The 21768-nt window shown below is 65.6% G+C and carries 20 protein-coding genes; 6 read left to right on the forward strand and 14 right to left on the reverse strand.

Annotated features, from left to right (window positions below):
- Positions 1–293: 293 nt before the first annotated feature.
- Complete coding sequence (locus tag AC3WR3_RS10365; RefSeq protein WP_265436593.1) at positions 294–1382, reverse strand: ketoacyl-ACP synthase III; 1089 nt, start codon at positions 1380–1382, stop codon at positions 294–296.
- A gap of 201 nt (positions 1383–1583) precedes the next feature.
- On the opposite strand from AC3WR3_RS10365, the gene AC3WR3_RS10370 reads away from it, so the two are divergent.
- The 5 genes from AC3WR3_RS10370 to AC3WR3_RS10390 all read left to right on the forward strand — a co-directional run bounded on the left by AC3WR3_RS10370 (position 1584) and on the right by AC3WR3_RS10390 (position 6084).
- Positions 1584–2537 (forward strand): LysR family transcriptional regulator, encoded by a 954-nt coding sequence (locus AC3WR3_RS10370; RefSeq protein ID WP_492291812.1) that lies wholly within the window; start codon positions 1584–1586, stop codon positions 2535–2537.
- Between the two features lie 128 nt (positions 2538–2665).
- The gene (locus AC3WR3_RS10375) at positions 2666–3277 is read left to right on the forward strand and encodes a LysE family translocator (RefSeq protein WP_202047038.1); all 612 of its coding nucleotides are present in this window, start codon (positions 2666–2668) and stop codon (positions 3275–3277) included.
- 193 nt (positions 3278–3470) lie between these two features.
- Positions 3471–5318: a peptidase U32 family protein gene (locus tag AC3WR3_RS10380; RefSeq protein ID WP_492291813.1), complete on the forward strand. Its 1848-nt coding sequence runs from the start codon at positions 3471–3473 to the stop codon at positions 5316–5318.
- Positions 5319–5452: 134 nt separating this feature from the next.
- A complete protein-coding gene (locus AC3WR3_RS10385) occupies positions 5453–5782 on the forward strand; it encodes a DHCW motif cupin fold protein (RefSeq protein ID WP_139439708.1) in 330 nt (109 codons plus the stop codon).
- Positions 5783–5826: 44 nt separating this feature from the next.
- A complete protein-coding gene (locus AC3WR3_RS10390; protein WP_492291814.1) occupies positions 5827–6084 on the forward strand; it encodes a DUF1272 domain-containing protein in 258 nt (85 codons plus the stop codon).
- A gap of 191 nt (positions 6085–6275) precedes the next feature.
- Here AC3WR3_RS10390 and AC3WR3_RS10395 read toward each other — a convergent pair whose 3' ends face one another.
- The 7 genes from AC3WR3_RS10395 to AC3WR3_RS10425 all read right to left on the reverse strand — a co-directional run bounded on the left by AC3WR3_RS10395 (position 6276) and on the right by AC3WR3_RS10425 (position 12602).
- Positions 6276–6650 (reverse strand): cupin domain-containing protein, encoded by a 375-nt coding sequence (locus AC3WR3_RS10395; protein WP_041206310.1) that lies wholly within the window; start codon positions 6648–6650, stop codon positions 6276–6278.
- A gap of 347 nt (positions 6651–6997) precedes the next feature.
- Positions 6998–7474 carry a methylated-DNA--[protein]-cysteine S-methyltransferase gene (locus AC3WR3_RS10400; protein ID WP_492291815.1) on the reverse strand — a complete coding sequence of 159 codons (477 nt, stop codon included), beginning with the start codon at positions 7472–7474 and terminating at the stop codon, positions 6998–7000.
- Positions 7471–8991, reverse strand: a complete 1521-nt coding sequence (locus tag AC3WR3_RS10405) for an AlkA N-terminal domain-containing protein (protein ID WP_492291816.1) — start codon at positions 8989–8991, stop codon at positions 7471–7473. The genes AC3WR3_RS10400 and AC3WR3_RS10405 overlap by 4 nt, the downstream gene beginning before the upstream one ends.
- A 139-nt stretch (positions 8992–9130) precedes the next feature.
- Positions 9131–10609, reverse strand: a complete 1479-nt coding sequence (locus AC3WR3_RS10410) for a carboxypeptidase M32 (RefSeq protein WP_202047032.1) — start codon at positions 10607–10609, stop codon at positions 9131–9133.
- A gap of 106 nt (positions 10610–10715) precedes the next feature.
- Complete coding sequence (smrA, locus tag AC3WR3_RS10415; RefSeq protein WP_429107204.1) at positions 10716–11297, reverse strand: DNA endonuclease SmrA; 582 nt, start codon at positions 11295–11297, stop codon at positions 10716–10718.
- Positions 11298–11403: 106 nt separating this feature from the next.
- Positions 11404–11553: a DUF3149 domain-containing protein gene (locus tag AC3WR3_RS10420; protein WP_081805766.1), complete on the reverse strand. Its 150-nt coding sequence runs from the start codon at positions 11551–11553 to the stop codon at positions 11404–11406.
- Between the two features lie 167 nt (positions 11554–11720).
- Positions 11721–12602, reverse strand: a complete 882-nt coding sequence (locus AC3WR3_RS10425; protein ID WP_202047030.1) for a TraB/GumN family protein — start codon at positions 12600–12602, stop codon at positions 11721–11723.
- A gap of 70 nt (positions 12603–12672) precedes the next feature.
- On the opposite strand from AC3WR3_RS10425, the gene AC3WR3_RS10430 reads away from it, so the two are divergent.
- The gene (locus AC3WR3_RS10430; RefSeq protein WP_139439700.1) at positions 12673–13005 is read left to right on the forward strand and encodes a DUF1904 family protein; all 333 of its coding nucleotides are present in this window, start codon (positions 12673–12675) and stop codon (positions 13003–13005) included.
- Between the two features lie 342 nt (positions 13006–13347).
- On the opposite strand, the gene AC3WR3_RS10435 is transcribed toward AC3WR3_RS10430, so the two are convergent.
- The 6 genes from AC3WR3_RS10435 to denD form a co-directional block, all read right to left on the reverse strand.
- Positions 13348–14178 (reverse strand): SDR family oxidoreductase, encoded by an 831-nt coding sequence (locus tag AC3WR3_RS10435; protein WP_247627128.1) that lies wholly within the window; start codon positions 14176–14178, stop codon positions 13348–13350.
- A 115-nt stretch (positions 14179–14293) separates the two neighbouring features.
- On the reverse strand, positions 14294–15694 hold the full coding sequence (locus AC3WR3_RS10440) for an OprD family outer membrane porin (protein ID WP_139439698.1): 1401 nt from the start codon (positions 15692–15694) through the stop codon (positions 14294–14296).
- A 620-nt stretch (positions 15695–16314) separates the two neighbouring features.
- Positions 16315–18246, reverse strand: a complete 1932-nt coding sequence (locus AC3WR3_RS10445) for a methyl-accepting chemotaxis protein (protein WP_492291817.1) — start codon at positions 18244–18246, stop codon at positions 16315–16317.
- A gap of 59 nt (positions 18247–18305) precedes the next feature.
- Entirely contained in the window at positions 18306–19196 is an 891-nt protein-coding gene (locus AC3WR3_RS10450) for a DMT family transporter (protein ID WP_492291818.1), read from the reverse strand.
- Between the two features lie 86 nt (positions 19197–19282).
- Entirely contained in the window at positions 19283–20788 is a 1506-nt protein-coding gene (locus tag AC3WR3_RS10455) for a GntP family permease (protein ID WP_429107208.1), read from the reverse strand.
- Positions 20785–21735 carry a D-erythronate dehydrogenase gene (denD, locus tag AC3WR3_RS10460; RefSeq protein ID WP_492291819.1) on the reverse strand — a complete coding sequence of 317 codons (951 nt, stop codon included), beginning with the start codon at positions 21733–21735 and terminating at the stop codon, positions 20785–20787. Before denD ends, AC3WR3_RS10455 begins: the two co-directional genes overlap by 4 nt.
- Positions 21736–21768: the final 33 nt, after the last annotated feature.

Raw genomic sequence — 21768 nt, forward strand, 5'->3', positions numbered from 1 at the left:
AACCTTCGAAGGCAGAGCCGTCAGATTTACAGTCTGATCCCTTTGGCCGCTCGGGAACCCCTCCCCAAGTGCGAGGCCGCATACTACCAGATCCGGCAAGGTTGTGAACCCCTTGGCCGCATTCTGACGACAAAAAAGTGTCAAGTGGTTATTTTTTGATATGTTTCGCTCAAAATTCACGCTTTTCAATGACTTTTATGCCGATGTCCGAGGGGGCCGGCAGGGAGTGCATGCACAGAGGAGCCACGATGGGCTCCTCTTTTTTATGCGGGAGAGGGTGGCTGTGGCGAGGCTCAGGCGTCTGAGGTGCGCGCCTGCTGGCAGCCCTGAACCGCGTGGGCGATGAGCTCGAGGGCGCTCTGCTCGCAGGGGGGCAGCTCCTCGTCACATTGGCCGAGCGGGGTGACACGAGGGCCCCATTTGATGAGGGCGGCGCCCCAGGTCAGGCCGGCCCCGAAGGCGGCGGTCAGCAGGTGGCTGCCTGGCTTGACCCGGCCCTGCTCCAGCGCCTCGCACAGGGCGATGGGCACGGTGGCGGCGGAGGTGTTGCCGTACTGCTCGATATTGACCATCACCTTCTCCATGGGGGCGTTCATCCGCTTGGCCAGGGTCTCTATGATGCGCACGTTGGCCTGGTGCGGGACTATGAGGTCGACCTGCTCGGGGGCTATGCCGGCCTGGGCCAGCACGGCACCTGTGGCCTCGCCCATGCCGCGCACGGCGCGCTTGAAGATCTCCTGTCCCTCGAAGTTGAAGGTGAACAGACCGTCGATGTCGGCGAAACGCACCCGATCCGTCCCGAAGTTCGGCACGTGCAGTATCTCCCGCGCCTCGCTGTCACAGCCGAGCTTGCTGGCAATCAGGCCGCTCTTCTGCTCGCTCGCCTCTATCACCACGGCGCCGGCGCCGTCGCCAAACAGCACTGCTGTGTCGCGCTTGGCCCAGTCCAGCAACTGGATGAGACGCTCGGCGCCTATCACCAGCACCTTCTGCATCATGCCGGTCTGCACCAGGGAGGTGGCGACCGAGAGCGCGTAGACGAAGCCGGTACAGGCGGCATTGAGGTCGAACACCGCCGCCTTGTGGGCGCCCAGGGCCTGCTGCACGGCAGAGGCACAGTTCGGGACCAGCGTGCCCGGGGTGGCGGTGGCCAGTATGATGCCATCGAGTTCACCGGCGTCCAGACCGGCGCAGGCCAGGGCGCGGCGGGCGGCCAGGGTGGCGAGTGCCTGGGTGCTGACGTGGGAGACCCGGCGGGCCTTGATGCCGGTACGCGGATAGATCCACTCATCCGAGGTATCCATGATGGTGCTGAGATCATCGTTGGTCAGCACTGCGGGGGGGAGGCATTTGCCCCAGCCGGTGATATTGGCGTATTTCATCTTGTTATCGCTTCTTGTTGTGGATCGCCCGCGGGCGGAAAAGTGCGCAATTATGTCGTACAGGCTTTCCAGTGTCATCCCGCGGGGAGGGGAGCGCAAGGGGGGGCAGGGGGAACAAGGTGGTGATTTTGCTTAAATTCCCGCTTCTCCTTGTCTTAAGATGAGAGCCGACCCAGGCTCTCCCTTCCCGAGGTGTTGTCAGTGCACAAAGCGAATCTCAACCTCTTGCCCACCCTCAAGGTGCTGCTGGAGACCCGCAACATCAGCCGGGCGGCGGAGCTGCTGCATCTGAGCCAGCCCTCCATCAGCAAGCAGCTCGGCCAGCTTCGCAGCGAGTTTGGTGACGAGCTGCTGGTGCGGGAGGGACAGCGCTGGCTGCTGACGCCGCGGGCCGAGAGCCTGGCGGCGGCGCTTGCCGATTCCCTCGGTGCCCTGGAGCGGCTCTATGCGGCACCCGAGTTTGCCCCCGAGCGCTGCGAGCGGGTGTTCCGGCTCGCCTCCTCCGACTACGTGGCCCAGCATATCCTGCCCTACATCTGCGCGGCCCTGGCCAGGGCCGCCCCCCTGGCGGCGCTGGAGTACAGCCTGTGGGACAAACGCCAGCTGCCGCAGCTGTGGCAGTCCGAGCTGGATCTGGTCTCCACCATCACCGAGCTGGTGCCGGATCAGATCCGCGGCCTGCACCAGGGAGAGGACAGGCTGGTGATGCTGATGGGGCGTCACCACCCGCTCTCGGGCACGGCGCCCAGCCTGGATGACTACCTCGCCTGGCCTCATCTGCAGGTGAGCGGCGGCGGCGACAAGGACAGCCCGGTGGAGCAGGTGCTGGCGCCTCTGGGGCTCTCCCGCCGCTGGTTCGCCCGGGTGCCCTTCTTCCAGGCTGCGGTGGAGGTGCTGCTGCGCACCGACTGCCTGATGACCACCCCGGCCCACATCGCCTGGCAGCTCTCCCGGGAGCATGCCCTGAGTTTTTGCGATCTGCCCTTCGCCACCCGGGTCCAGCAGTATCATCTGCTGTGGCACCAGCGCCACCACCTGGATCCGGCCCACCGCTGGTTTCGCGAGCTGGCCTACCCCTTCCTGCGGGATCACCTGCAGCGCACCCTGGGGGAGAGCCGCAAGCAGCTGGATCTGAAGGCGGATCACCTCCGCTAGGACAGTTTGTTATGCCAGCCTATAGCCGTTGGCTATGGACTCTATTCATAACTTTCACTTCTGGCATAGCTGGCCGCCTCCTACCCTGATCCCAGGTAGAGACATTCGACTAGAGAGAAGGAAAGGGTATGGAAATGACGAGTTGGCTGGCGCTCGCCGCCATTTGCGTGATGGGGGCCATCAGTCCGGGGCCCAGCCTGGCGCTGATCATCCGCAATACGGTGCAGGGAGGGCAGGGCCACGGGGTGGCCACGGCGCTCGGCCACGGCCTGGGGGTGGGGATCTATGCCCTGATCACGGCGCTGGGTCTCTCGCTGCTGATCACCCAGACCCCGCTGCTGTTTGATCTGATCCGCTACGGCGGCGCCGCCTTCCTCGCTTGGCTCGGGATCAAGGCGTTGCTGGCCAAGCCCGCCAGTGGCGACGCTGCCGACGAGGCGGTGCACGGTGCCCGTGGCCGTCAGGGGGCGTTCGAAGGCTTTATGGTGGCCTTCTTGAACCCCCAGCTCGCTATCTTCTTCATCGCCCTGTTCAGCCAGTTCGTGCACGCCGATACCGGTTGGCGCGAGGGGAGCATCATGATGCTGACCGCCGGCGGCATAGACGCGCTCTGGTACGTGCTGGTGGCCCTGGTGCTCTCCCGCGGGCCTGTGCTGGCCTGGCTCAAGGCCAAATCCTTCGTGATCGACAAGGTGAGCGGCCTGGTGCTACTGGGACTGGCGCTCAAGGTGGTGATCTAGACCCGCGTCGGGTGCCAGCGTAGTCGGCACTCTCTCTGCTCCCTTCTCCCCTGGCGGGAGAAGGGCCCATATGTGCTTGTCCTTGTACCGGGTCAATCCTGCATTCTGCGGTGATCTTAAGCGGGATCAAGGCGAAGGGCGCCCGGTCTCGCTAGAGTGACGGGCATTTCTCGTCCGCCTTCAGATCAGACCCATGCAGGATCACACCCAGACTAACCGCCTCGAGCTGCTGGCCCCGGCCAGGAACCTTGCCTATGGCATCGAAGCCATCAACCATGGCGCCGATGCCGTCTACATGGGCGGCCCCGCCTTCGGTGCCCGCAGCGCGGCGGGCAACAGCATCGAGGACATCGAAGCGCTGGCCCGTCACGCCCACCGCTTCGGCGCCCAGGTGTTCGTCGCCTTCAACACCCTGCTGCACGACCACGAGCTGGAGCAGGCCCGGCGCCTGACCCATCAGATCTACGAAGCCGGGGCCGATGCGCTGATCGTGCAGGACATGGGGCTGCTGGCGCTCGACCTCCCTCCCATAGCGCTGCACGCCAGCACCCAGACCGACAACCGCACGCCGGAGAAGGTGAAGTTTCTGCAGGACGTGGGCTTCTCCCAGGTGGTGCTGGCCCGAGAACTCTCCCTTGAGCAGATCCGTGTCATCAGCGACCAGACCCAGGTGCAGCTGGAGTTCTTTATCCACGGGGCCCTGTGCGTCTCCTACAGCGGCCAGTGCAATATCAGCCATGCCCGCACCGGGCGCAGCGCGAACCGTGGCGAGTGCGCCCAGCTCTGCCGGCTGCCCTGCTCCCTGCAAACCCCAGGGGGTGAGGTGCTGGTGGAGAACAGCCACCTGTTGTCCCTCAAGGACATGGATCAGAGCGCGAACCTGGAGGCGCTGATCGCAGCTGGCATCCGCTCCTTCAAGATTGAGGGGCGCCTCAAGGGGCTGGACTACGTCAAGAACGTCACCGCCTGGTATCGCCAGAAGCTGGACGCCATTCTCGAACGCCGCCCCGATCTGGTGGCCTCCTCGGCCGGTCGCTGCAGCTACGGTTTCACACCGGATCCCAAAAAGAGCTTCAACCGGGGCAGTACCGACTACTTCCTCCATGGCCGCCAGCCGGGGATAGACGCCACCAGGAGCCCGAAATACGCGGGTGAACCCCTGGGCCGCGTCAGCAGGGTGACCCGTGATGGCATCGAGATCGACGGCAAGCCAGTGACCCTCAACAACGGCGACGGCCTCGGCTTCTTCAAGCCGGGGGACGAGCTGGTGGGGATGCGTCTGAACAAGGTGGAGGGCAAGCAGTTACTGCTGTCGGAGCGCATGCCGGGGCTGAAGGTGGGCACCGAGATCTTCCGCAACCACGATCAGGCATTCAGCAAGCAGCTCGAAAAGGCGAGCGCGGATCGCCGCATCCGGGTGGACATGCAGCTCGTCGAGTGCGACGAGGGATTGCGACTCGAACTGGTGGACGAGCAGGGTATCGGCGCCGCCGTCACGCTCCCCTGCGACAAGCAGCCGGCCGACAACCCGGCGCGGGCACTGCAACAGGCCCGGGACCAGCTCGGCAAGCTCGGCAACACCCTGTTTGTGGCGCGCCGGATTGAGTTGGTGGTCACGAGGCCGCTATTTATTGCCGCATCCCTGCTCAACGGCCTGCGCCGGGACGGCATAGCCGCCCTGGAGGCGGCCCGTCTGGCCGCCTACCGGCGACCCGAGCGGCGCATCCCCCTGAGCGACGTCACCTATCCCCAGCACCGCCTCTCCTACCTTGGCAACGTGCTGAACAGCGCGGCCGAGCAGTTCTTTCGCGAACACGGGGTGGGGCGCATCGCCCCCGCTTTTGAGGCGAACAAGGAGCAGGGGGAGGTGGTGCTGATGATCACCAAACACTGCATCCGCTACAGCCAGCACCTCTGCCCGAAGGAGGTGCCCGGTCTCAAGGCCGAGCCGCTGGAGCTCAAGATGGGCAAGGATACCTTCCGCTTGCGCTTTGACTGCCACCGCTGCGAGATGCAGGTGATGGGCAGCCTCAAGGAGTGATGGCTGCCCGTGTGGGCATAGGGCGGGGGCGGATTTGATGGCAGTATGAGGGGGCTGCCTTGTCACGGATGTCCCGTGGTGAGCGCCTTCCCCAAGCCTTCCCCAAGCCTTCCTCTGCTGACAAAGGAGCTGTCATGAACATCAATGCACTGCCGTTTTGCACGACCCGCTGGGCCGACATCCCGCCGACCGAACACCAGGGGGAGCGCGGCGTCGCCCGCTGGCACACCCAGCAGTTCGGGGCGCTGCGGGTGCGGATGGTGGAGTACTCCCCCGGCTATCTGGCTGATCACTGGTGCAGCAAGGGGCACGTGCTGCTCTGCCTCGAGGGGGAGCTGCACACCGAGTTGCAGGATGGCCGGGTCTTCACTCTGACGCCGGGCATGAGCTATCAGGTGGCGGACAACGCCGAGCCCCATCGCTCTTACACCGAACTGGGCGCCCGCCTCTTTATCGTCGACTGAGCCGCGCGCTCTCCCGTTTCCCCTTGTGCTTCCGGAGCTTGCCCATGCTTGAACTCAGACCGAACTGTGAATGCTGTGACCGGGATCTGCCCGCCGACACAGCGGTCGCCTATATCTGCTCCTTCGAGTGCACCTTCTGCGCCGAGTGCAACGATCAGTATCTGTACCTTGTCTGCCCCAACTGCGGCGGCGAGCTGGTGAGGCGTCCGCGCCGCCCGGCGGCCAAGCTGGCGAACAACCCCGCCTCCCTCAAGCGCGTCTTCAATCCGAGTCTCAAGGAGACCCTGAGCAAGGGGCGCTAGGGCTGCCGGGCACGCATGCGGGCAAGCGGCACCATGTGAATTCTTGCCCACGCCGCCAGCCGTCAGGGGGAAACGGTATGGCTGTGGAACCATGACGGGTGGACAAGACGAGGCTGCTGGGAGGTCTGTTCCGGTGGGCGAGCGCCCACCGGTGGGTTCGGTCGCAACCCTGGCGGGTTGCCGACGACACACTATGGTTTGGCGAACTGATCGGCGCTGAGCACCTCTATGCCAACGAACGGCTGATCGCCCTCGACCCAGGCATCGTGCCCCGGCGGTATGGTGTAGGACTCCCCGGCGTTGATGGTCTTGAGGGTGCCGTCTGCGAGACGGACCGTGAGCGACCCCGAGACGGCGTAACCCAGGTGCGAGAGCTGGCATTGCTCCGTCTTGACGACCGGTTTGATGCAGTCAGACCAGCGCCAGCCGGGGGCGAAGTTGAACCGCCCTATGGTGTAGCCATCGAGTTTGACGACCTCGACCCGGGTCTTGTCGGGGGTGCGCACCTCGTCTGGGGCGCCGTGGGACTTCACCTGGAATTCAGTGACGGTGACTGGAGTGGACATGTTTCCTCCTCGTTTCAAACGGATCGCGGCAATGGCCGCGATCGGATCGCCAGGAAACACGCCGTGATCTCGATAGTCAGCAAGCTGCCAACGCGCAGCGTCATCCCGGTATTCGAAGTATTCGCCCAAACTCCCGTCGGCGCCGTGCTTTGAGGCCCATGACCGGCAAGTATTCAACCCGGGGGCGGCGTCCCCGCTTTCACCTTCTCGGAGTCATCGGTATAACCGTTTTTTTTCAATCTCTTGCCTGGTTGGTGCCAGGCGAGGTGCTGTCTGGCTGTGCAGGCTGGTGAGATGAATGGCCAGGGGCCGGACGGCCCCTGGTTGTGGAGACACAGAGCCGTGGGTCAGCGCTGGATCCCCTCGAGGCGCAGCAGCGCCTGCTTGATGGGCAGGCCGCCCGCATAGCCGGTCAGGCTGCCGCTTTGGCCGATGACGCGATGGCAGGGCACTATGATCGACAGCGGATTGCGACCGTTCGCGGCCCCGACGGCGCGGCTCGCGCTCGGCTTGCCGATGGCGCGGGCGATGTCGCCGTAGCTGCGGGTCTCCCCGTAGGGGATGTCGCACAACGCCTGCCACACCGCTTGCTGAAACGCCGTGCCCCGCGCCGCGAGCGACAGCGTGAAGCGCTGCAACCGGCCCGCGAAGTAGTCTCGAAACTCGGCGAGGAAGGGGGCGAGCGCCTCGCCGTCCTGCCGCCAGTCGCTCATGTCGGGCAGCGGCCGCAGCCCTGCCACGAAGTCCACGTGTACCAGCCCCTGCTCATCGATGGCGACCAGCAGATCGCCGCAGCGGGTGGGCATAATGTCGTAGCGGATCATGGGGTTGTCTCCTTGGGTTCGTTGTCCGGGTGCGCCCGTGCCGGGTCTGCCAGCAGCGAGGGCTGCTCGCTCATGGCGTGCCACAGCCAGCTCGCGGCATAGGCGCGCCACGGCTGCCAGGGGGCGCTGCGCGCCTCCACTTCCTTCACCGGCAGCTTGGTGCCGCCTCCCAGCGCCTTTTGCAGCACGAGATCCGAGGTGGGGAAGGCGTTTGTGTCCAGCCCGCAGCGCAGCCGCCAGTAGGCGACAGTCCAGGGGCCTATGCCCGGCAGCGCGAGCAGTTGCGCGTCGCTCGCTCTGCCCAGGGTGAGCGCGCCGCTCGCGAGTGCCGAGGCCAATCCCTGCAGCGTGCGGATACGGCTGCCCGGCATGCCGATGCCGTCCAGATCCAGCTCGCACAGCTGGGCCGGGGTGGGCAGCTGCGCCACCCCGAACTGCGCCAGGGTGCGTGCCACCAGGCGCCCCATGATGGTGATGGCGCCCTTGACCGACACCTGCTGGCCGACGATGGCGCGCAGCATCACCTCGTATTCGTCCCAGCCCCCCGGCAGCCGCACCCCGGGCCAGCGCCCCTGTATCCGCGCCAGCAGCGGATCCTGCCCGAGCTGCTCGCCGATGCGCACCATGTCCGCGTCGAGATCCCACATGCGGCGCACGCGATACAGTATGTCCGGCAGCGCACTCGGCGGCAGATCCTGCACCGTCAGCCTGAGCCTCTCCCGCTCGAGGGGCTCGATGCGAACTAGCCCCTCCTGCTCGCCGACCCGGTGGCGGCGCTCGTAGCCGTGCTCATCCACCCGCTCCAGCCCCGGAATGGCGCGCAGCCGGTAGAACGCGAGCATGGCCTGGGCATCGAACGGCGGGCGGTACATCAGTTGCAACTGCAGGCTCGCCTGCGGCGTCTGCGCCGACGCACCGCCCTCCCGCTTGCGCAGGGCGCCCGGCGTCAGCCCGTACGCCTGTTGCCAGGCGTCGTTGAAGCGGCGAATACTCGCAAAGCCAGACGCGAACGCGACGTCCGTGATGGGCAGTTGCGTCTCCGTCAGCAGTCGCTTCGCGAGCAGCAGGCGGCGCGTCTGCTCCACCTGCTTTGGCGACGCGCCGAGGTGTTGCTCGAACTGGCGCCGCAGCGTGCGCTCAGTGATCCCGGCCTGCGCCGCGAGCGCGCCCAGGCTGTGCTCCGCGAGCTCGCCGCGCTCGATGCGCGCCAGCACCTGGGCGACCAGGGTCGGCAGATCCCCGCTCTGCGCCGGTGCGAGCTCCGGGCGACAGCGCAGGCAGGGGCGCAGCCCGTGCTGCTCCGCCGCCGCCGCGAAGCGAAAATAGCGCACGTTGTGCTCGTGCGGCGCCCGCGCAGGGCAGATGGGGCGGCAATAGATGCCGGTGGACAGCACGCCGGTGAAGAAGCGGCCGTCGAAACGTGCGTCTCGCGCGAGCCGCGCGGCGTGGCACTGCTCGCGCGTGAGGCCGGGGATGATCTCGTCCTGGGGCGTTGGGACTGGGGGCGCTGTGTTCATGGCATGACTCGGATTTCTGTGGGTATGTCCCAGAGACTAAGCGGGGGCAAGAGGGGTGACTAGCCAAAAACGGACAGGGATAGCAAAAATAGTGGGGCAGGGGGAAAGCGGGCGCGACGAGGGTCGCGCCCGGGAGCGGTTATTTCAGATAGCGCTGTTCGAGGTGCTTGCGCAGCCACTGCGGATTCAGTGCCTCGCCGGTCGCGCGACGAATGAGCTCGTCCGTGCCGTGCAGGCTGCCCTGGGACCAGATGTGGCGGCCGAGCCAGCCAAAGATCTCCGGCAGGCGGCCAGACGCCACGAGCGTGCCCATGTCGCCGAGTTCACGCTCCAGCGCGAAGCGCAGCTGCGCCGCATACATGGCGCCAAGCGTGTAGCTCGGGAAGTAGCCAAACGACCCGTCCGTCCAGTGGATGTCCTGCATGCAGCCATTCTGGTAGTTGCCCTTGGTGGACAGCCCGAGCCACTGCTGCATCTTCGCATCCCACAGCGCCGGGATGTCCGCGACCTCGATACGCCCCTCGATGAGATCGCGCTCCAGCTCGTAGCGCAGTATCACGTGCGCCGGATATGTCACCTCGTCTGCATCGACGCGGATGAAGCCGGGCTCGACCCTGTTGTACAGCTTCTCGAGGTTCGCCGGTGCGAGCGCAGCCTGCTCGCCGAAGTGCGCGCGGATGCGCGGCGCCAGCAGTGCGAGGAACGCGGGGTGATGGCCGAGCTGCATCTCGCAGAACAGGCTCTGGCTCTCGTGAATGCCCATGGAACGCGCCTCGGCGACCGCCTGGCCGAGCAGATGGCGCGGCAAGCCCTGCTCGTAGCGCGCGTGGCCCGTCTCGTGCACTATGCCCATCAGGCTGGAGACGAATTCGTCCTCGTTGTAGCGCGTGGTGATGCGCACATCCGTCGGCACGCCGCCGCAGAACGGGTGGCTGCTCACGTCGAGCCGGCCGTGCGCAAAATCAAAGCCGAGCAGCCCCATCACCTCCTGACCGAGCGCCTGCTGCGTCGCAACCGGGAAGGGCCCGTTCGGGGTGAGGATGGCGTCGCGCTTCTGCCGCTCGCTCACGGTCTGGATGAGGCCGGGCAGCCAGCTCGTCAGATCGCCGAAGATCTGATCCAGCCGCGCGCTCGTCATGCCGGGCTCGTACAGCGCCAGCATGGCGTCATAGGGGCGCACCCCGAGCGCCTCGGCGCGCAAGGTCGCCACCTCCCGCGACAGGCGCACCACCTCCTCGAGATTAGGGGCAAAGCCCGCCCAGTCGTTCTCCTTGCGCTGGCGGCGCCAGGCGTGCTCGCACTTGCTGCCGGCCAAGGAGAGCGCCTCCACCAGCTCGCTTGGCAGCAGGCTCGCATCCTGCCAGTGGCGCTTGATCTCCGCGAGGTTCGCCCGCTGGGTCGCGTCCAGCGGCTCGCTCTCGGCCCTGGCAATCCAGTCGCCGAGTTCGGGGGCGGTGCGCTTGTGGTGGATCAGCACACCGAGCTCCGCCATCGCCTCGGCGCGGGCCTCGTTGCCCCCCTCCGGCATCATGGCGGCCTGATCCCAGCCGCAGATGGCGGACAGGTGGGAGAGGCGGTGCAGTTGTTGCTGATGTTGTTCGAGTTTCTGGTATGACATGGGATTGTCCTTGTTATCGTCCCTGATGGTATGCACCCCGTACCTGGCATGATCGGGGCTGCCCGATGCTAGCACTGAGCCACGGGCGGGGGCCACCCTCAGGCGGTCAGCTGAGGCGCTTCTGGTGACGTTCGCGGTTCTCGGCCTTCTTGCGCTCGCTCTTTCGCAGCAGCACATAGAGCGCGCCGCTGCCGCCGTGGCGACGCTCGGCGCTGTGCATGGCCATCACCGCAGGGAGTTGCGGCAGCCAGGCGCTGACATGGCTCTTGAGCAGGGCGCGCGGCGTGCTGCGCTCCCCCTTGCCGTGCAGGATCAGCAGGCAGCGGATGTCCCGCACCTCGCACTCCTGGATGAACTGCACCAGGGCGGTTCGCGCCTCCTTGATGGTCTTGTGGTGCAGGTCGAGGGAGCCTTGCAGCTCGTACTTGCCGAGCCGCAGCTTCTTGTAGACCCCCTCCTGCACGCCGTCGCGCTTGAAGCCAACGATGTCGTGGGGATCCAGCATCTCGACCGCCTCCATGTCGAGCTGATCCAGATTGAGCTGTTCGGCGGTGGCGGCTTCCCGGCGCGCGAGTTGCGCCTCGGTCGGCAGGCTGTTGCCCGTGCTGGGGGCTATGTGATCGCTGCGCAGCGGCCGCACGTCGGCCACTTCCTGCAGGAACAGTGAGAGTTCGTCGTTATGAGACACGGCAGGCTCCCCGCATGAGAATGAGGGGGCATTATAGCGGGCCTGACCCGTGCTTAGAATGGCGGGCGGGGCGGGCTCAGGGGCCCGCACCCGGTGCCGCGCCGGGTTATTGACCCTCTTTCGGCGGCTCGGCGTGCATCACCTTGTAGATGAAATAGACCGCGTAGGCGCTGATCAGCAGGAAGGTGCCGATAATCACCAGCATGGACATCAGCCCCACGCTGTTGCCGAACATCAGGTTCATCCAGAATTCCATCTCGTCCACTCCTGTCATTGCGCGATGACAGGCATGATAGATACCTCTTTGGGTGGGGTGAGATGATCTCGATCAAGTCCCTCTGTGGTTATTTAATCGGCAACCCATTCTGTGAGCGGCCTCGCACCCGGCGCCCTGCCTGGCGGCAGGGGGCCGGTCTGGCGGACTCAGTCTGCCGCTGCGGGTTCGGTGAGCGGCGTGATGCGCCAGCCCTGCTGCTCCAGCAGCGCGAGCAGGCCCTGCTCGCCGTAAAGGTGCAGGGCCCCTACCACGATAAAGCTCTCGTCTGGCAGGTCGGGCCACTTCTTGACCCAGTTGCGGTTGCGCTCCGCCAGCAGGGTCTGCTCCAGCCAGGCTTGCAGCTTGGGCGGCGCCATCTCCTCCTTGAGCAGGTTGATCAGGGTGGCCTGATCGCCCTCCTGCCATGCCTTCATCACCGCATCGAAACCGGTCTTGAGCTCGGGCAACTCATCCAGGGTGCTCTCCAGCATCAGGGTCTGGTTGTCACCGACGCTCGCGAGATAGCCGAGCTGCTCCAGCAGAGTCTCCAGCCCGACTATGGGTTTGCCGCCGTCGTTCGCCCGCCTGGCGAAGTGCTGATCCACTCCGAATTCACCGCGATAGCCGGTGCGCTCCAGGGCCGCCTGGGTCAGGGTGATGGCCGCAAACCAGGGGCGCAGCGGCGCCAGCATGCTCTCGGTCAGGCCGTTCTGGCCGGCGGCGATCAGGGTGCGCCGGTAGAGGTCGATGGGCAGGTGATCCTTGAGGGTCTTGCCATCCACCAACCGGGTGATGGCCCCCATCTCCTGCCACTGGGCCTGGCTGATGTGGGTCATGTCCACCTCCATCACCAGGGCGCGACTCTGCTGCCAGGCGCGCTCCACGGGATCCGGCAGGGGATAGAGGGAGGGTTTGCCCGCGTGGATGGACCCCAGCAACCAGTGCTGTTCGTTGCCCTTGCTGATGCGATAGAAGGCCGGATCGGCATAGGCGTTCAGCGGCAGCAGCAGCCAAAGCAGTAAGGAGAGCAGCGTGCGATGGAATCTCATGAGGCACCTTATGTGAGCGGGATCAGTGCTCTATGATAAGTCCTCATTTGTCACAGCCAAGAGGTTTCCCATGCCCCACCTTCGTTTTCGGGCAGTTTCTGTCGACACCCTGCAGCAGATAAGCACGCCCCTGCTGGCGGATCTCTGCGCCCTGACCGGCGGCAAGCCGGAGTTCGTCACTCTGGAGTGCGTGCCGAGCCAGTGGGTGCGAGACGGCCAGCCCGAGGCCGGTTTCCCCTTCGTGGAGCTGGTCTGGTTCGAGCGCCCGCAGGAGATGCAGGATGCCGCCGCCGCCCTCATCACCCGCCATCTCAAGGCGGTGCTGGGGGAGCAGACCTATGTGGTGGTGCAGGTGCTGCCCATCGTCAAGAGCGCCTACTACAGCAACGGCCAGCACTACTGAGCGCATGTCACGGCGGATAGAGCTGCTGTTCGGACGGTCAAGTCCCGGTGCGACAGCAACGGCCAGCATTATTGAACGCATGTCACGGCGGATAAGAGATGCTGTTCGGACGGTCAAGTCCCGGTGGACAGCAACGGCCAGCACTACTGAGCGCATGTCACGGCGGATAGAGCTGCTGTTCGGACGGTCAAGTCCCGGTACGACAGCAACGGCCAGCACTATTGAACGGATGTCATTGTGGATACAGGTGCTGTCCAGACGGTCAAGTCCCGGTACGACAGCAACGGCCAGCACTACTGAACAGATGCGGGTGCTTGGGCGGGGATCCGCCCCCGCCGGGGATCAGGCCGACTTGCCGAGGATCCGGTCAAGCCAGCGGCTCGGCAACAGGCGACGCAGTATGCTGAACAGCCTGGTGGGCAGGGTGACCGGGTAGCGGTGCCTGGGGCGCTTGCTCTGCAGCGCGTGCAGCAGCGGCGGTATGCAGGCCTCGCTCGGCAGCGTGAAGCCGCTGGTAGAGCCCTCTTTCTCCAGCCGGGTCAGGGTCTGGCGATAGGCGCCCTGATGGCGGCTCTGGGCCGGATCTATGTGGCGCACGAAGGCGTCGCGGGCATTGGCACGAAACCGGGTGTCGATGGGGCCGGGCTCGATCAGGCTGATGTGCACGCCGCTGCCCTCGAGCTCCAGGCGCAGGGTATCGGTGTAGCCTTCCAGCGCGAACTTGCTGGCGTTGTAGGCGCCGCGATACTTCATGGCCACCAGGCCAAGCACAGAGCTGTTCTGCACGATGCGTCCCTCGCCCACGGCCAGCATGGCCGGCAGCACCTGACGAATGAGATGATGCCAGCCAAACAGATTGGTGTTGAACTGCGCCTTGAGCGCCTCCGTCGGCAAGTCTTCCAGCGCGCCGGGCTGGCCGTAGGCGCCGTTGTTGAACAGCCCGTACAGGCGTCCCCCGGCCAGGGCCAGCGCCTCTGCCGCCCCCCGCTCTATGCTGGCGGTGTCCGCCAGATCCAGTTGCACCGCCAGCAGACCCTGTTGTTGCAGCTGGGCGACATCCTCGGCCTTGCGGGCGGAGGCGATCACGGTGAAGCCGTGGGCGCCGAGCGCGTTGGCGGCGGCGAGGCCGATGCCGCTGGAGCAGCCGGTGATAAGCACGAAGGGGTGGGGCATGAAGATCATCCTGATTGGCGGCCAGCACAGGGCCGAAGATGGCATGGTAGCCCGAGCGCCACCAAAAACAAAACCGGGCCACGTGGCCCGGTTTTCGATCAGAACAGATGCCTGATTACATGATGGTGAACGGCATGATGATGTGGAACTTGACGTCATGCTCGGAGCTGAACATGTTCGGGTAGTACCAGCTGCCCTTGTCGTCCTGCTCGTTGTTGTAATCGGTGTAGTGCAGCTTGAACAGAGTGCCCTTCAGCTTGCCATCCTGCACCGTGTACATGACGTCGAAGTTGACGGCCCACTCTTTGCCCGGCTCCAGGGTGCCGTCGCCATTGTTGGCATCCCAACCGTAGGCACCGGAGACACCCGCGGCCCAACCCGGAGCACCGACCAGATCATCCAGGGTACGAGTGGTACCGAAGAAGACGGCCTTCTCTTCGTTGTGGTTCCAGTCTGAGCGGGAATCCCACCAGATCTCGTTCGCACCCTGGGAGTTGCCGTAGCCACGGGTCAGACGGGGCAGGTAGTTGCCCAGATCCCCTTCGGCCTTGGTGTACAGACCTTCCAGGCGGAAGGAGTAGGGACCGGCTGCCCAGCTTGCGGTCAGGGCTTGTTGCCATGCCAGACCGTCATAGTCTTCGTTCTCGGTGTCGGAACCGTAGAACTGGTAGCTGGTGTTCAGACCACCCAGCACGTCAAACTTGTGAGCCAGCTTGAAGTGGTAGCTGTCCATGTAGCCTTCGGACTGACCGAAGCCGCCTGTGATGGCGGTGCCGTCTTCAAAGGTGTAACGGGCTGCCAGACCGTGGATGTAGTCGATCTTGTTCGCATCGGTGAAGGGATCGCTGGCATAGGGGCTGCTCTTGGAGAAGCCGGCGGTGTTCTTGAACCAGGGCGCCTTGTACTCATCGGCGATGGCGTAGGTCAGGTAGAGGCCGCCGAAGTTGCCTTCGATCTGGCCACCGCGGTAGGTACCGGGTTGATAGGACCAGTTGACGCCGAGGATGCCGGGTACATAGAGCTGGGTGTAACCACCCTTGGCGGTGACAGCGTCACCGAACTTGAGTTTCAGGGCGGCGGTGGAGAGGCTGAAGCCATTCTCGGGAACACCGTCACCACCTGAACCCCACTGGTCGCCCCAGAAGGAGAATTCGTTCTCTTCGTTGACCCCGTTGCTCTCGTCAACGGCCAGGTCATAGGCACCAAAGCCGCCGACATCCAGCCCGACCATGCCCCAGGCATAACCGGAGTTGTAGTTCAGGGCTGCCTGGGTGGTGGCATGGCTCAGGTTGGAGTGGTATTTGCCATCCTGACCCGGACCGGCCTGGACGCGATCACGCTCGCGCTGGAAGTAGAACAGGCCGCCTGTCAGCTTGCCTTCGTCGATGAAGGCTTCATAGGACTTGCCGTATTCCGGGCTCATCATGTCTTGAGCCGCGGATGCCATGCCGGGGGCGAGCAGCGCCGCAACCACGGCGGCACTCAAAGAGGCGCGCTTGAAGATCACTTTTTCCATTTGTTATTGCTCCTGATTTTATGGACTTAGCTTTTTTTTCCGGCAGTCGGGCAGAGGCCCGCCGCTCGGCATTGGCATTGCAATCAACACCCCGTAGGGCAAAAAATTCTTGTCTGTGTCGTCCCCTGGTTCCCGAATGCCTTGGCGCATCGGCTAGGGGTCATCTGTATATTTACAGTCATTGTTTTTTATGTACCGACCCTTGGCGATCGGACACCACCAAGAGTACGTTCGCGGTGCGAAATATCAACCGGAAGTTCCCTTGAAGTTTCAAAAATATGACCGAGTGCAAATAATCATGATTCTTGGTGTGGGCACTCCCAGCCCACTCATGTCGGCAATGAGAACGCTTTCAGGTGGTTTTTTCCGTTTACCTGGGGGGATCTTGACGTGGAAGCAGAACTTTCTTTGTTAACCTGACGGCAACATATAATTTTGTGTCACAAAAAAAGATGTCCGCCCTGCCGGGTCGGCGCCCCTGGCCGGGTGGCGTCGAGCCGACTCCCCGGCAGGGGTCACTGCATCCGGCAGGGCCGCGCGGGGGCGGACTTGAATGAGGGCAGATGAGGGGGCAGGCCCGGCGCACATAGGGACGCCGGGCCAGCCGAGGGGCGGCTGACTCAGGCCTGGCTCAGGATCCGGGGGATCTGCTGGGCCTGGTGGTGGATGTGCTCCGAGACCTGCACCGAGAGACGGCTGCCCTGGCGGGCGTGCTGGCTGATGCGGCCGATGAGGGCGGCGAAGCTGGCCAGCCTGTGCTCCTGGCTTCTGGCGTTGTCGGCCCCCTGCAGGGCGATGACGGCGGTGCTGCGCGCCATCTCCCGCACCGTCTGGGTGGTCTGGCGCAACTGTTCGGCCTGCTGGCGCTGCCCGGCCGCCTCCGTCGTGATGCGGGTCAGCACGGTGGCGAGCTGATCCCCCGCCTGGGTGAGGCTCGCCAGGATCTCGGTGATCTGGCCGAGGGAGCGCTGGGTGTCGGCGGAGAGGTGGCGCACCTCGTCGGCCACCACCGCGAAGCCGCGCCCCTGCTCGCCGGCGCGGGCCGCCTCGATGGCGGCGTTGAGGGCCAGCAGGTTGGTCTGCTGGGAGATGTGGCCGATGACGTCGACGATGGCGGTCACATCCTCCACCGAGCGGGTCAGCTGGGCCAGGGCGCTGCTGCTCTCGTCGATGGCAAGCCCGGTCTGGGCGGTGGCCGCCAGCATGCCCCCCACCAGTTGCTCGCTCTGGCTCATGGAGTGCTCGTTGTGCTGGGCGTGCTCCGCTATCTCGGCGGCGACCTGGTGCACCTCGCTGGCGAGCTGATTGAGCTCCTGCATCATGGTATCGCTCTCATCCACTGCCTGCTCCGTGGTGCGGGTGCTGTGATGGATCTCCTGCACCTGCTCCACCATCTCCTGCAGGCTGGAGGAGACGCTGGAGAGCTGGCCCGCCTTCTGTTGCTGATCCTGTTGCAGGCGCTGGATCAGGCGGTTGTAGCTCGCGACTATGTCGGCCAGCTCGTTGCGCTCGCGCCCCGTTGCCAGCAACTGCGCCTGACCCGTGGCATCGAGCTGCAGGAAGGCCGCCCGCAGTCGCAGCAGGGGCCTGACCAGCCAGCGGCGCTGCACCAGGGCGAACAGCAGGGCGACCACTACCAGGCAGAGCGCCAGGGAGCCGAGCACGGTGGCGAGCTCCCGGTTCATGGTCTGGCGGGCGGCGGCGAGCCGCTCACCCAGTTGCTCACCGGCCTGCAGCAGATGGGTGATGTCCTGCTGCACCATCTGGCGCGCCAGTTGCTGCTGTTGCAGCGCCTTGCTGCTGTTCTCGAGCTCCATGGGGTAGCGCTTGAGCAGGGAGACCAGCTCGGCTTTGGGCAGCTCCCCGAGCTCCTTGCGCACCGGCTCTCCCAGGGTGAACTCGTCGGCGGCGGTCTCCTCGAAGAGGTTCAGGCTCGGCAGGGCCGCCAGGGAATCCGCCTGCTTTTGCAGGGCGGCGAGTTCGAACTGCAATCCTTCGAGGCGCTTGGCGCTCGCCTGCTCCATGTAGTTCTGGCGCTGGTGGGCGAGGGCGGGCAGGGTCGCCAGTATGTCGGCGGCCCCCTGGCGATAGGCCTCGGCGCTGGCCGGATCCCGGTTTGCCCCCTGCTGGCCGTAACGCAGCAGCGCCCGGGCCTGGGTGCTCAGCTCGTTCTCGGCATTTTGCAGCAGCCACTGGCTGTTGCCGGAGAGCTTGCCCGCCGCCAGATAGTCCCCCTCGATGCGTGCCCCCATCTGCTCGAGCCGGGCGCGCAGCGGGTCGGCTTGCTGCCCGTCCAGCTGCGCCAGCAGCGCGAGCGCCTGCTGGCGCACCCCCTGGGCCTCGGCCAGGCGCAGGGGATCGCCGCTGCCGAGGTAGTCGCGAAGGGCCCCCTGCAGGGGACCGCTCAGTTGTTGTTGCAGGCGCTCCTGCTGGCGCTGGGCCTGTTCGGCCCGATTGAACTGCTGCCAGCCGTGATAGAGGGCGGTGGCCTGAACGCCGGCCACCAGCAGCAGTACGAGGGAAGAGAGGGAGGCATAATGGGCAATTTTCACATCTGAGTCCTGCTAGAAGCACGCAATGGGCGTGAGCTTAAGCAGGGGAGATGGCGTTTTTATGACAGCGGTTGTGCCGCTTTGCGGCTCCCGGGGGCCTTTACCAGCAAGCCGAGCAGGGCACCGCCCATGATGAGGGTCCCCGCCAGCAGGTGGCGCGGGGTGAGCTGCTCGCCGTTGAGCCAGACCAGCAGCAGGGTACTCAGCAAGGGGGTGAGGTAGGCGAGCGCCCCGATGCGGCGGGGATCCCCGTCTCGCAGCGCCAGATACCAGGTGACGAAGGCCGCCCCCATGGGACCGAGGGCCAGCCCGGCGATGAGCAGCCAGTCCCCCTGGGGGATGCGGGCGAGGGGCAGCGGCCCCTCCAGCCCCCAGGCGAGCAGCAGGGCCAAGAGCCCCGCGGGCAGGCAGGCGGCCGCCGTGACCACTGCGGGGGCGGGGGGCAGGCGGCGGGAGAGCACCGAATAGGCGCCCCAGACGATGGCGGCGCCGAGGGCCAGCAGGTAGCCCGGCAGATGAGCCTGTTGCAGTTGCAGCTTGCCATCGACCATCACCAGCACCGAGCCCGCCAGGCCCAGGGCCCCGGCCAGCAGATGGTGCAGGCTCAGGGGGTGGCCCGGCAGCAGCAATGGGGTGAACAAGATGATGCAAAGCGGCCAGAGGTAGTTGATGAGGTTCGCCTCCAGCACGGGGGCGTGGCGAAAGCTCATGAACAGCAGCAGGTGATAGAGCAGCAGGGCCGTGATGGTCACCAGCCAGGTGAGACGGCTGGCGCGCCACTGGCGCCAGAACGGCAGGGTGCCCGCGCCGCAGAAGAAGAGCACCAGCCCCACCAGCACCAGGGGAGACACGCTGGTGATCCGGGAGGTGAGCGCCGCGAGGGAGGCCCACAGCAAGATGGTGAGCAGCGCAAAACCGGTGGACTTGTCCCACCAGGAAGAAGCAGACATCCAACACTCCTTTGCAAGATGAAGAAAAAAGAGGGCCAGTCTAGCAGACTGGCCCTCGTCACACAGCGTTGCCTTGACGGCGCGGGTCAGGACTCCCGGCTCGGGACGGCGCCGGCCGCCGGGGTCAGGGACTGCCCCTTGACGTACCAGACGATGAGCGCCAGCACCAGCAGCGGCAGCACGGGGTCGAACCAGGTGCCGCCGGAGCCGAACATCAGGTTCAGCAGGGCGACGCCGGTGCCGCCGATGGCCCAGGCGATGGTGGTCGGGATGGACCAGACGATCATCTGCTGCTTCACGTCGGAGATCCCCATCATGCGGTTGACCACCCAGAACAGGCTGTCGTTGAAGTAGCCGAAGAAGAGCGACCCCATGGTGGCGGCCTGGGCGGCCAGCAGCATGTTGACCCCGGGGATCTGCGCCAGTATGGGGGCGGAGATGGAGGCCGCCGTCACCATGGCCACTGTGCCGGACCCCTGGATGAGGCGCACCAGGGTTGCCACTATGAAGGGGATCAGTATGGGGGAGATGGGCAGCTGGGCTATCTGCTCGGCGAGCTGCTGACCCGCGCCGCTGTCGCGCAGCACGGCCCCCAGGGCTCCGCCGGCACCGGTCACCAGCAGTATGATGCCGGCCGATTGCAACCCCTCTTCGAGACGGGCGGCGGTGGCATGTCTGTCCATGTGCGGGACTAGCGTATAGACCGCCAGCAGCACGCTGATGGCGAGCGCTATGATGGGGGTGCCGATGAAGTTGATGCCCTGCACCAGGGGATTCGCCATCAGGCCGTCCATGCCCTCCAGGGTGGCCAGGGTGGTGAAGATGGCCTTGACGAAGATGAGCACTATGGGCACCAGGATCGGCAGCAGCGACAGGGTCAGGCTCGGCAGGGTCTTGCCCTCCTTCTCCTTGAGGTACTGCTCGTAGGTGGCTTGCAGCTCGTCCGGGGCCTGGGCTGCCTGGGCGCCGAACTCGGGGTACTTCTTGTCGAGCCACTGGGCATAGAAGACGATGCCGAGCACGCAGGGGATGGCCAGGGCCATGCCGGTCAGCAGCATGGCGCCGATGTCCACGCCAAACAGGCCGGCGACACCGAGCGGGCCCGGGGTCGGTGGCACCGTATGGTGGGTCACCACCAGGCCGCCCGCCAGGGCGACCCCCAGGGTCAGGATGGAGCGCTTGCCGCTTTTCGCCAGCGCCTTGGCCACCGGATAGAGGATGACGAAGGCGGAATCCACGAAGATGGGGATACTGACGATGTAGCCGGTGATGGCCAGGGCCCACTCCTCGCGGCGCTTGCCGAGCCACTTGATGAAGCTGTAGGCGATCTGCTCGGCGGCGCCGGAGACCTCAAGCAGGCGACCCATCATGACCCCGAGGCCAATGACGATGCCGATGCTGCCGAGGGTGGAGCCAAAGCCCTGGGTGATGACGGTGAGGGTCTTGTCGATGCTCATGCCGCCGGTGATCCCGGCGATGCAGGCCGCCGCCAGCATGGCGATCAGGGCGTGCACCCGGGTACGGATGACCAGGAACACCAGCACGAAGACCGCGATGATGAGACCTATGATGGGGGTTGGGATGTCGCTCATGATGCCTCCTGCATGTCATGGGTGATGAAACTGTCGATGATGTCGGCAAACGTCCTGTCTGCCGCGAAGCCGAGGGCGCTGGCCCGCTGGTTGTCGATGCGTCCCGGCCAGCTCGCGACTATGCGCTCGATGGCCGGATCGGCGGCAAACTGCACCCGATCCCGGGCCGCCTGGCCACCGGCCTGTGCGAGGGCCTCCAGCATCTCGCCGACGGTCACGCTGATGCCGGGCAGGTTGATGCTGCGGGCGTCACCTGTGGCGGGGAGCCTGGCCGCCAGCAGGAAGTTCGCGACCACGGTGGCGGGGCTGGAGAGCCAGAGGCGCAGATCCGGGCTCACCGGGCAGAGGGCGCTCTCCCCTTGCAGCGGCTCGCGGATGATGCTGCTGACGAAGGAGGAGGCGGCGCGGTTCGGCTTGCCCGGCCGCACGCAGATGGTGGGCAGGCGCAGTACCAGGCCATCCACGAAGCCCTTGCGGCTGTAGTCGTTGACCAGCAGCTCCCCCATGGCCTTCTGGGCGCCGTAGGAGGAGGTGGGGGTGAGCGCCGTGCCGTCATTCACCAGCGCCGGCAGCGGGCCGCCATAGACGGCGAGCGAACTGGTGAAGACGAAGCGGATGCCGGGGCGGGCATGGCGGCACGCCTCCAGCAGGGTGCGGGTGGTGTCCAGGTTGACCTGCCAGCCCAGATCGAAGTCCTGCTCCGCGTGGCTGCTGACGATGGCCGCCAGGTGGTAGACCACGGCGGTCCGCTCGCTGATGAGGGAGTCGGCGACACCGGGTTCGGTGAGGTCGGCCCGCAGACAGCGAACCCTGGGGTCCGGCAGGGGGGATTGTGGTTGCTGGATGTCCACCAGCAGCAGCTCGGTGAAGGGGTGGGGGCCTTGCAGCAGGGCCCGGGCCAGTTTCTGGCCCAGGAAGCCACCGCCGCCGGTGATGATGATCTGCATCTTGTTATCCTCAGACTCGTTCATGTTCAGGGT

This window comes from Aeromonas sp. EU05-FHT14A05, from assembly GCF_058791175.1.

Bases quoted from the DNA above. Each gene is read 5' to 3' on its own strand.
- AC3WR3_RS10385 (WP_139439708.1), top strand. From the start codon at position 5,453: ATGAACATCAATGCACTGCCGTTTTGCACGACCCGCTGGGCCGACATC.
- AC3WR3_RS10440 (WP_139439698.1), bottom strand. From the start codon at position 15,694: ATGGAAAAAGTGATCTTCAAGCGCGCCTCTTTGAGTGCCGCCGTGGTT.
- AC3WR3_RS10425 (WP_202047030.1), bottom strand. From the start codon at position 12,602: ATGAGATTCCATCGCACGCTGCTCTCCTTACTGCTTTGGCTGCTGCTG.
- denD (WP_492291819.1), bottom strand. From the start codon at position 21,735: ATGCAGATCATCATCACCGGCGGCGGTGGCTTCCTGGGCCAGAAACTG.
- AC3WR3_RS10450 (WP_492291818.1), bottom strand. From the start codon at position 19,196: ATGTCTGCTTCTTCCTGGTGGGACAAGTCCACCGGTTTTGCGCTGCTC.
- AC3WR3_RS10395 (WP_041206310.1), bottom strand. From the start codon at position 6,650: ATGTCCACTCCAGTCACCGTCACTGAATTCCAGGTGAAGTCCCACGGC.
- AC3WR3_RS10365 (WP_265436593.1), bottom strand. From the start codon at position 1,382: ATGAAATACGCCAATATCACCGGCTGGGGCAAATGCCTCCCCCCCGCA.
- AC3WR3_RS10380 (WP_492291813.1), top strand. From the start codon at position 3,471: ATGCAGGATCACACCCAGACTAACCGCCTCGAGCTGCTGGCCCCGGCC.
- AC3WR3_RS10435 (WP_247627128.1), bottom strand. From the start codon at position 14,178: ATGCCCCACCCCTTCGTGCTTATCACCGGCTGCTCCAGCGGCATCGGC.
- AC3WR3_RS10405 (WP_492291816.1), bottom strand. From the start codon at position 8,991: ATGAACACAGCGCCCCCAGTCCCAACGCCCCAGGACGAGATCATCCCC.
- AC3WR3_RS10410 (WP_202047032.1), bottom strand. From the start codon at position 10,609: ATGTCATACCAGAAACTCGAACAACATCAGCAACAACTGCACCGCCTC.
- AC3WR3_RS10400 (WP_492291815.1), bottom strand. From the start codon at position 7,474: ATGATCCGCTACGACATTATGCCCACCCGCTGCGGCGATCTGCTGGTC.
- AC3WR3_RS10455 (WP_429107208.1), bottom strand. From the start codon at position 20,788: ATGAGCGACATCCCAACCCCCATCATAGGTCTCATCATCGCGGTCTTC.
- AC3WR3_RS10430 (WP_139439700.1), top strand. From the start codon at position 12,673: ATGCCCCACCTTCGTTTTCGGGCAGTTTCTGTCGACACCCTGCAGCAG.
- AC3WR3_RS10420 (WP_081805766.1), bottom strand. From the start codon at position 11,553: ATGGAATTCTGGATGAACCTGATGTTCGGCAACAGCGTGGGGCTGATG.
- AC3WR3_RS10375 (WP_202047038.1), top strand. From the start codon at position 2,666: ATGGAAATGACGAGTTGGCTGGCGCTCGCCGCCATTTGCGTGATGGGG.
- AC3WR3_RS10390 (WP_492291814.1), top strand. From the start codon at position 5,827: ATGCTTGAACTCAGACCGAACTGTGAATGCTGTGACCGGGATCTGCCC.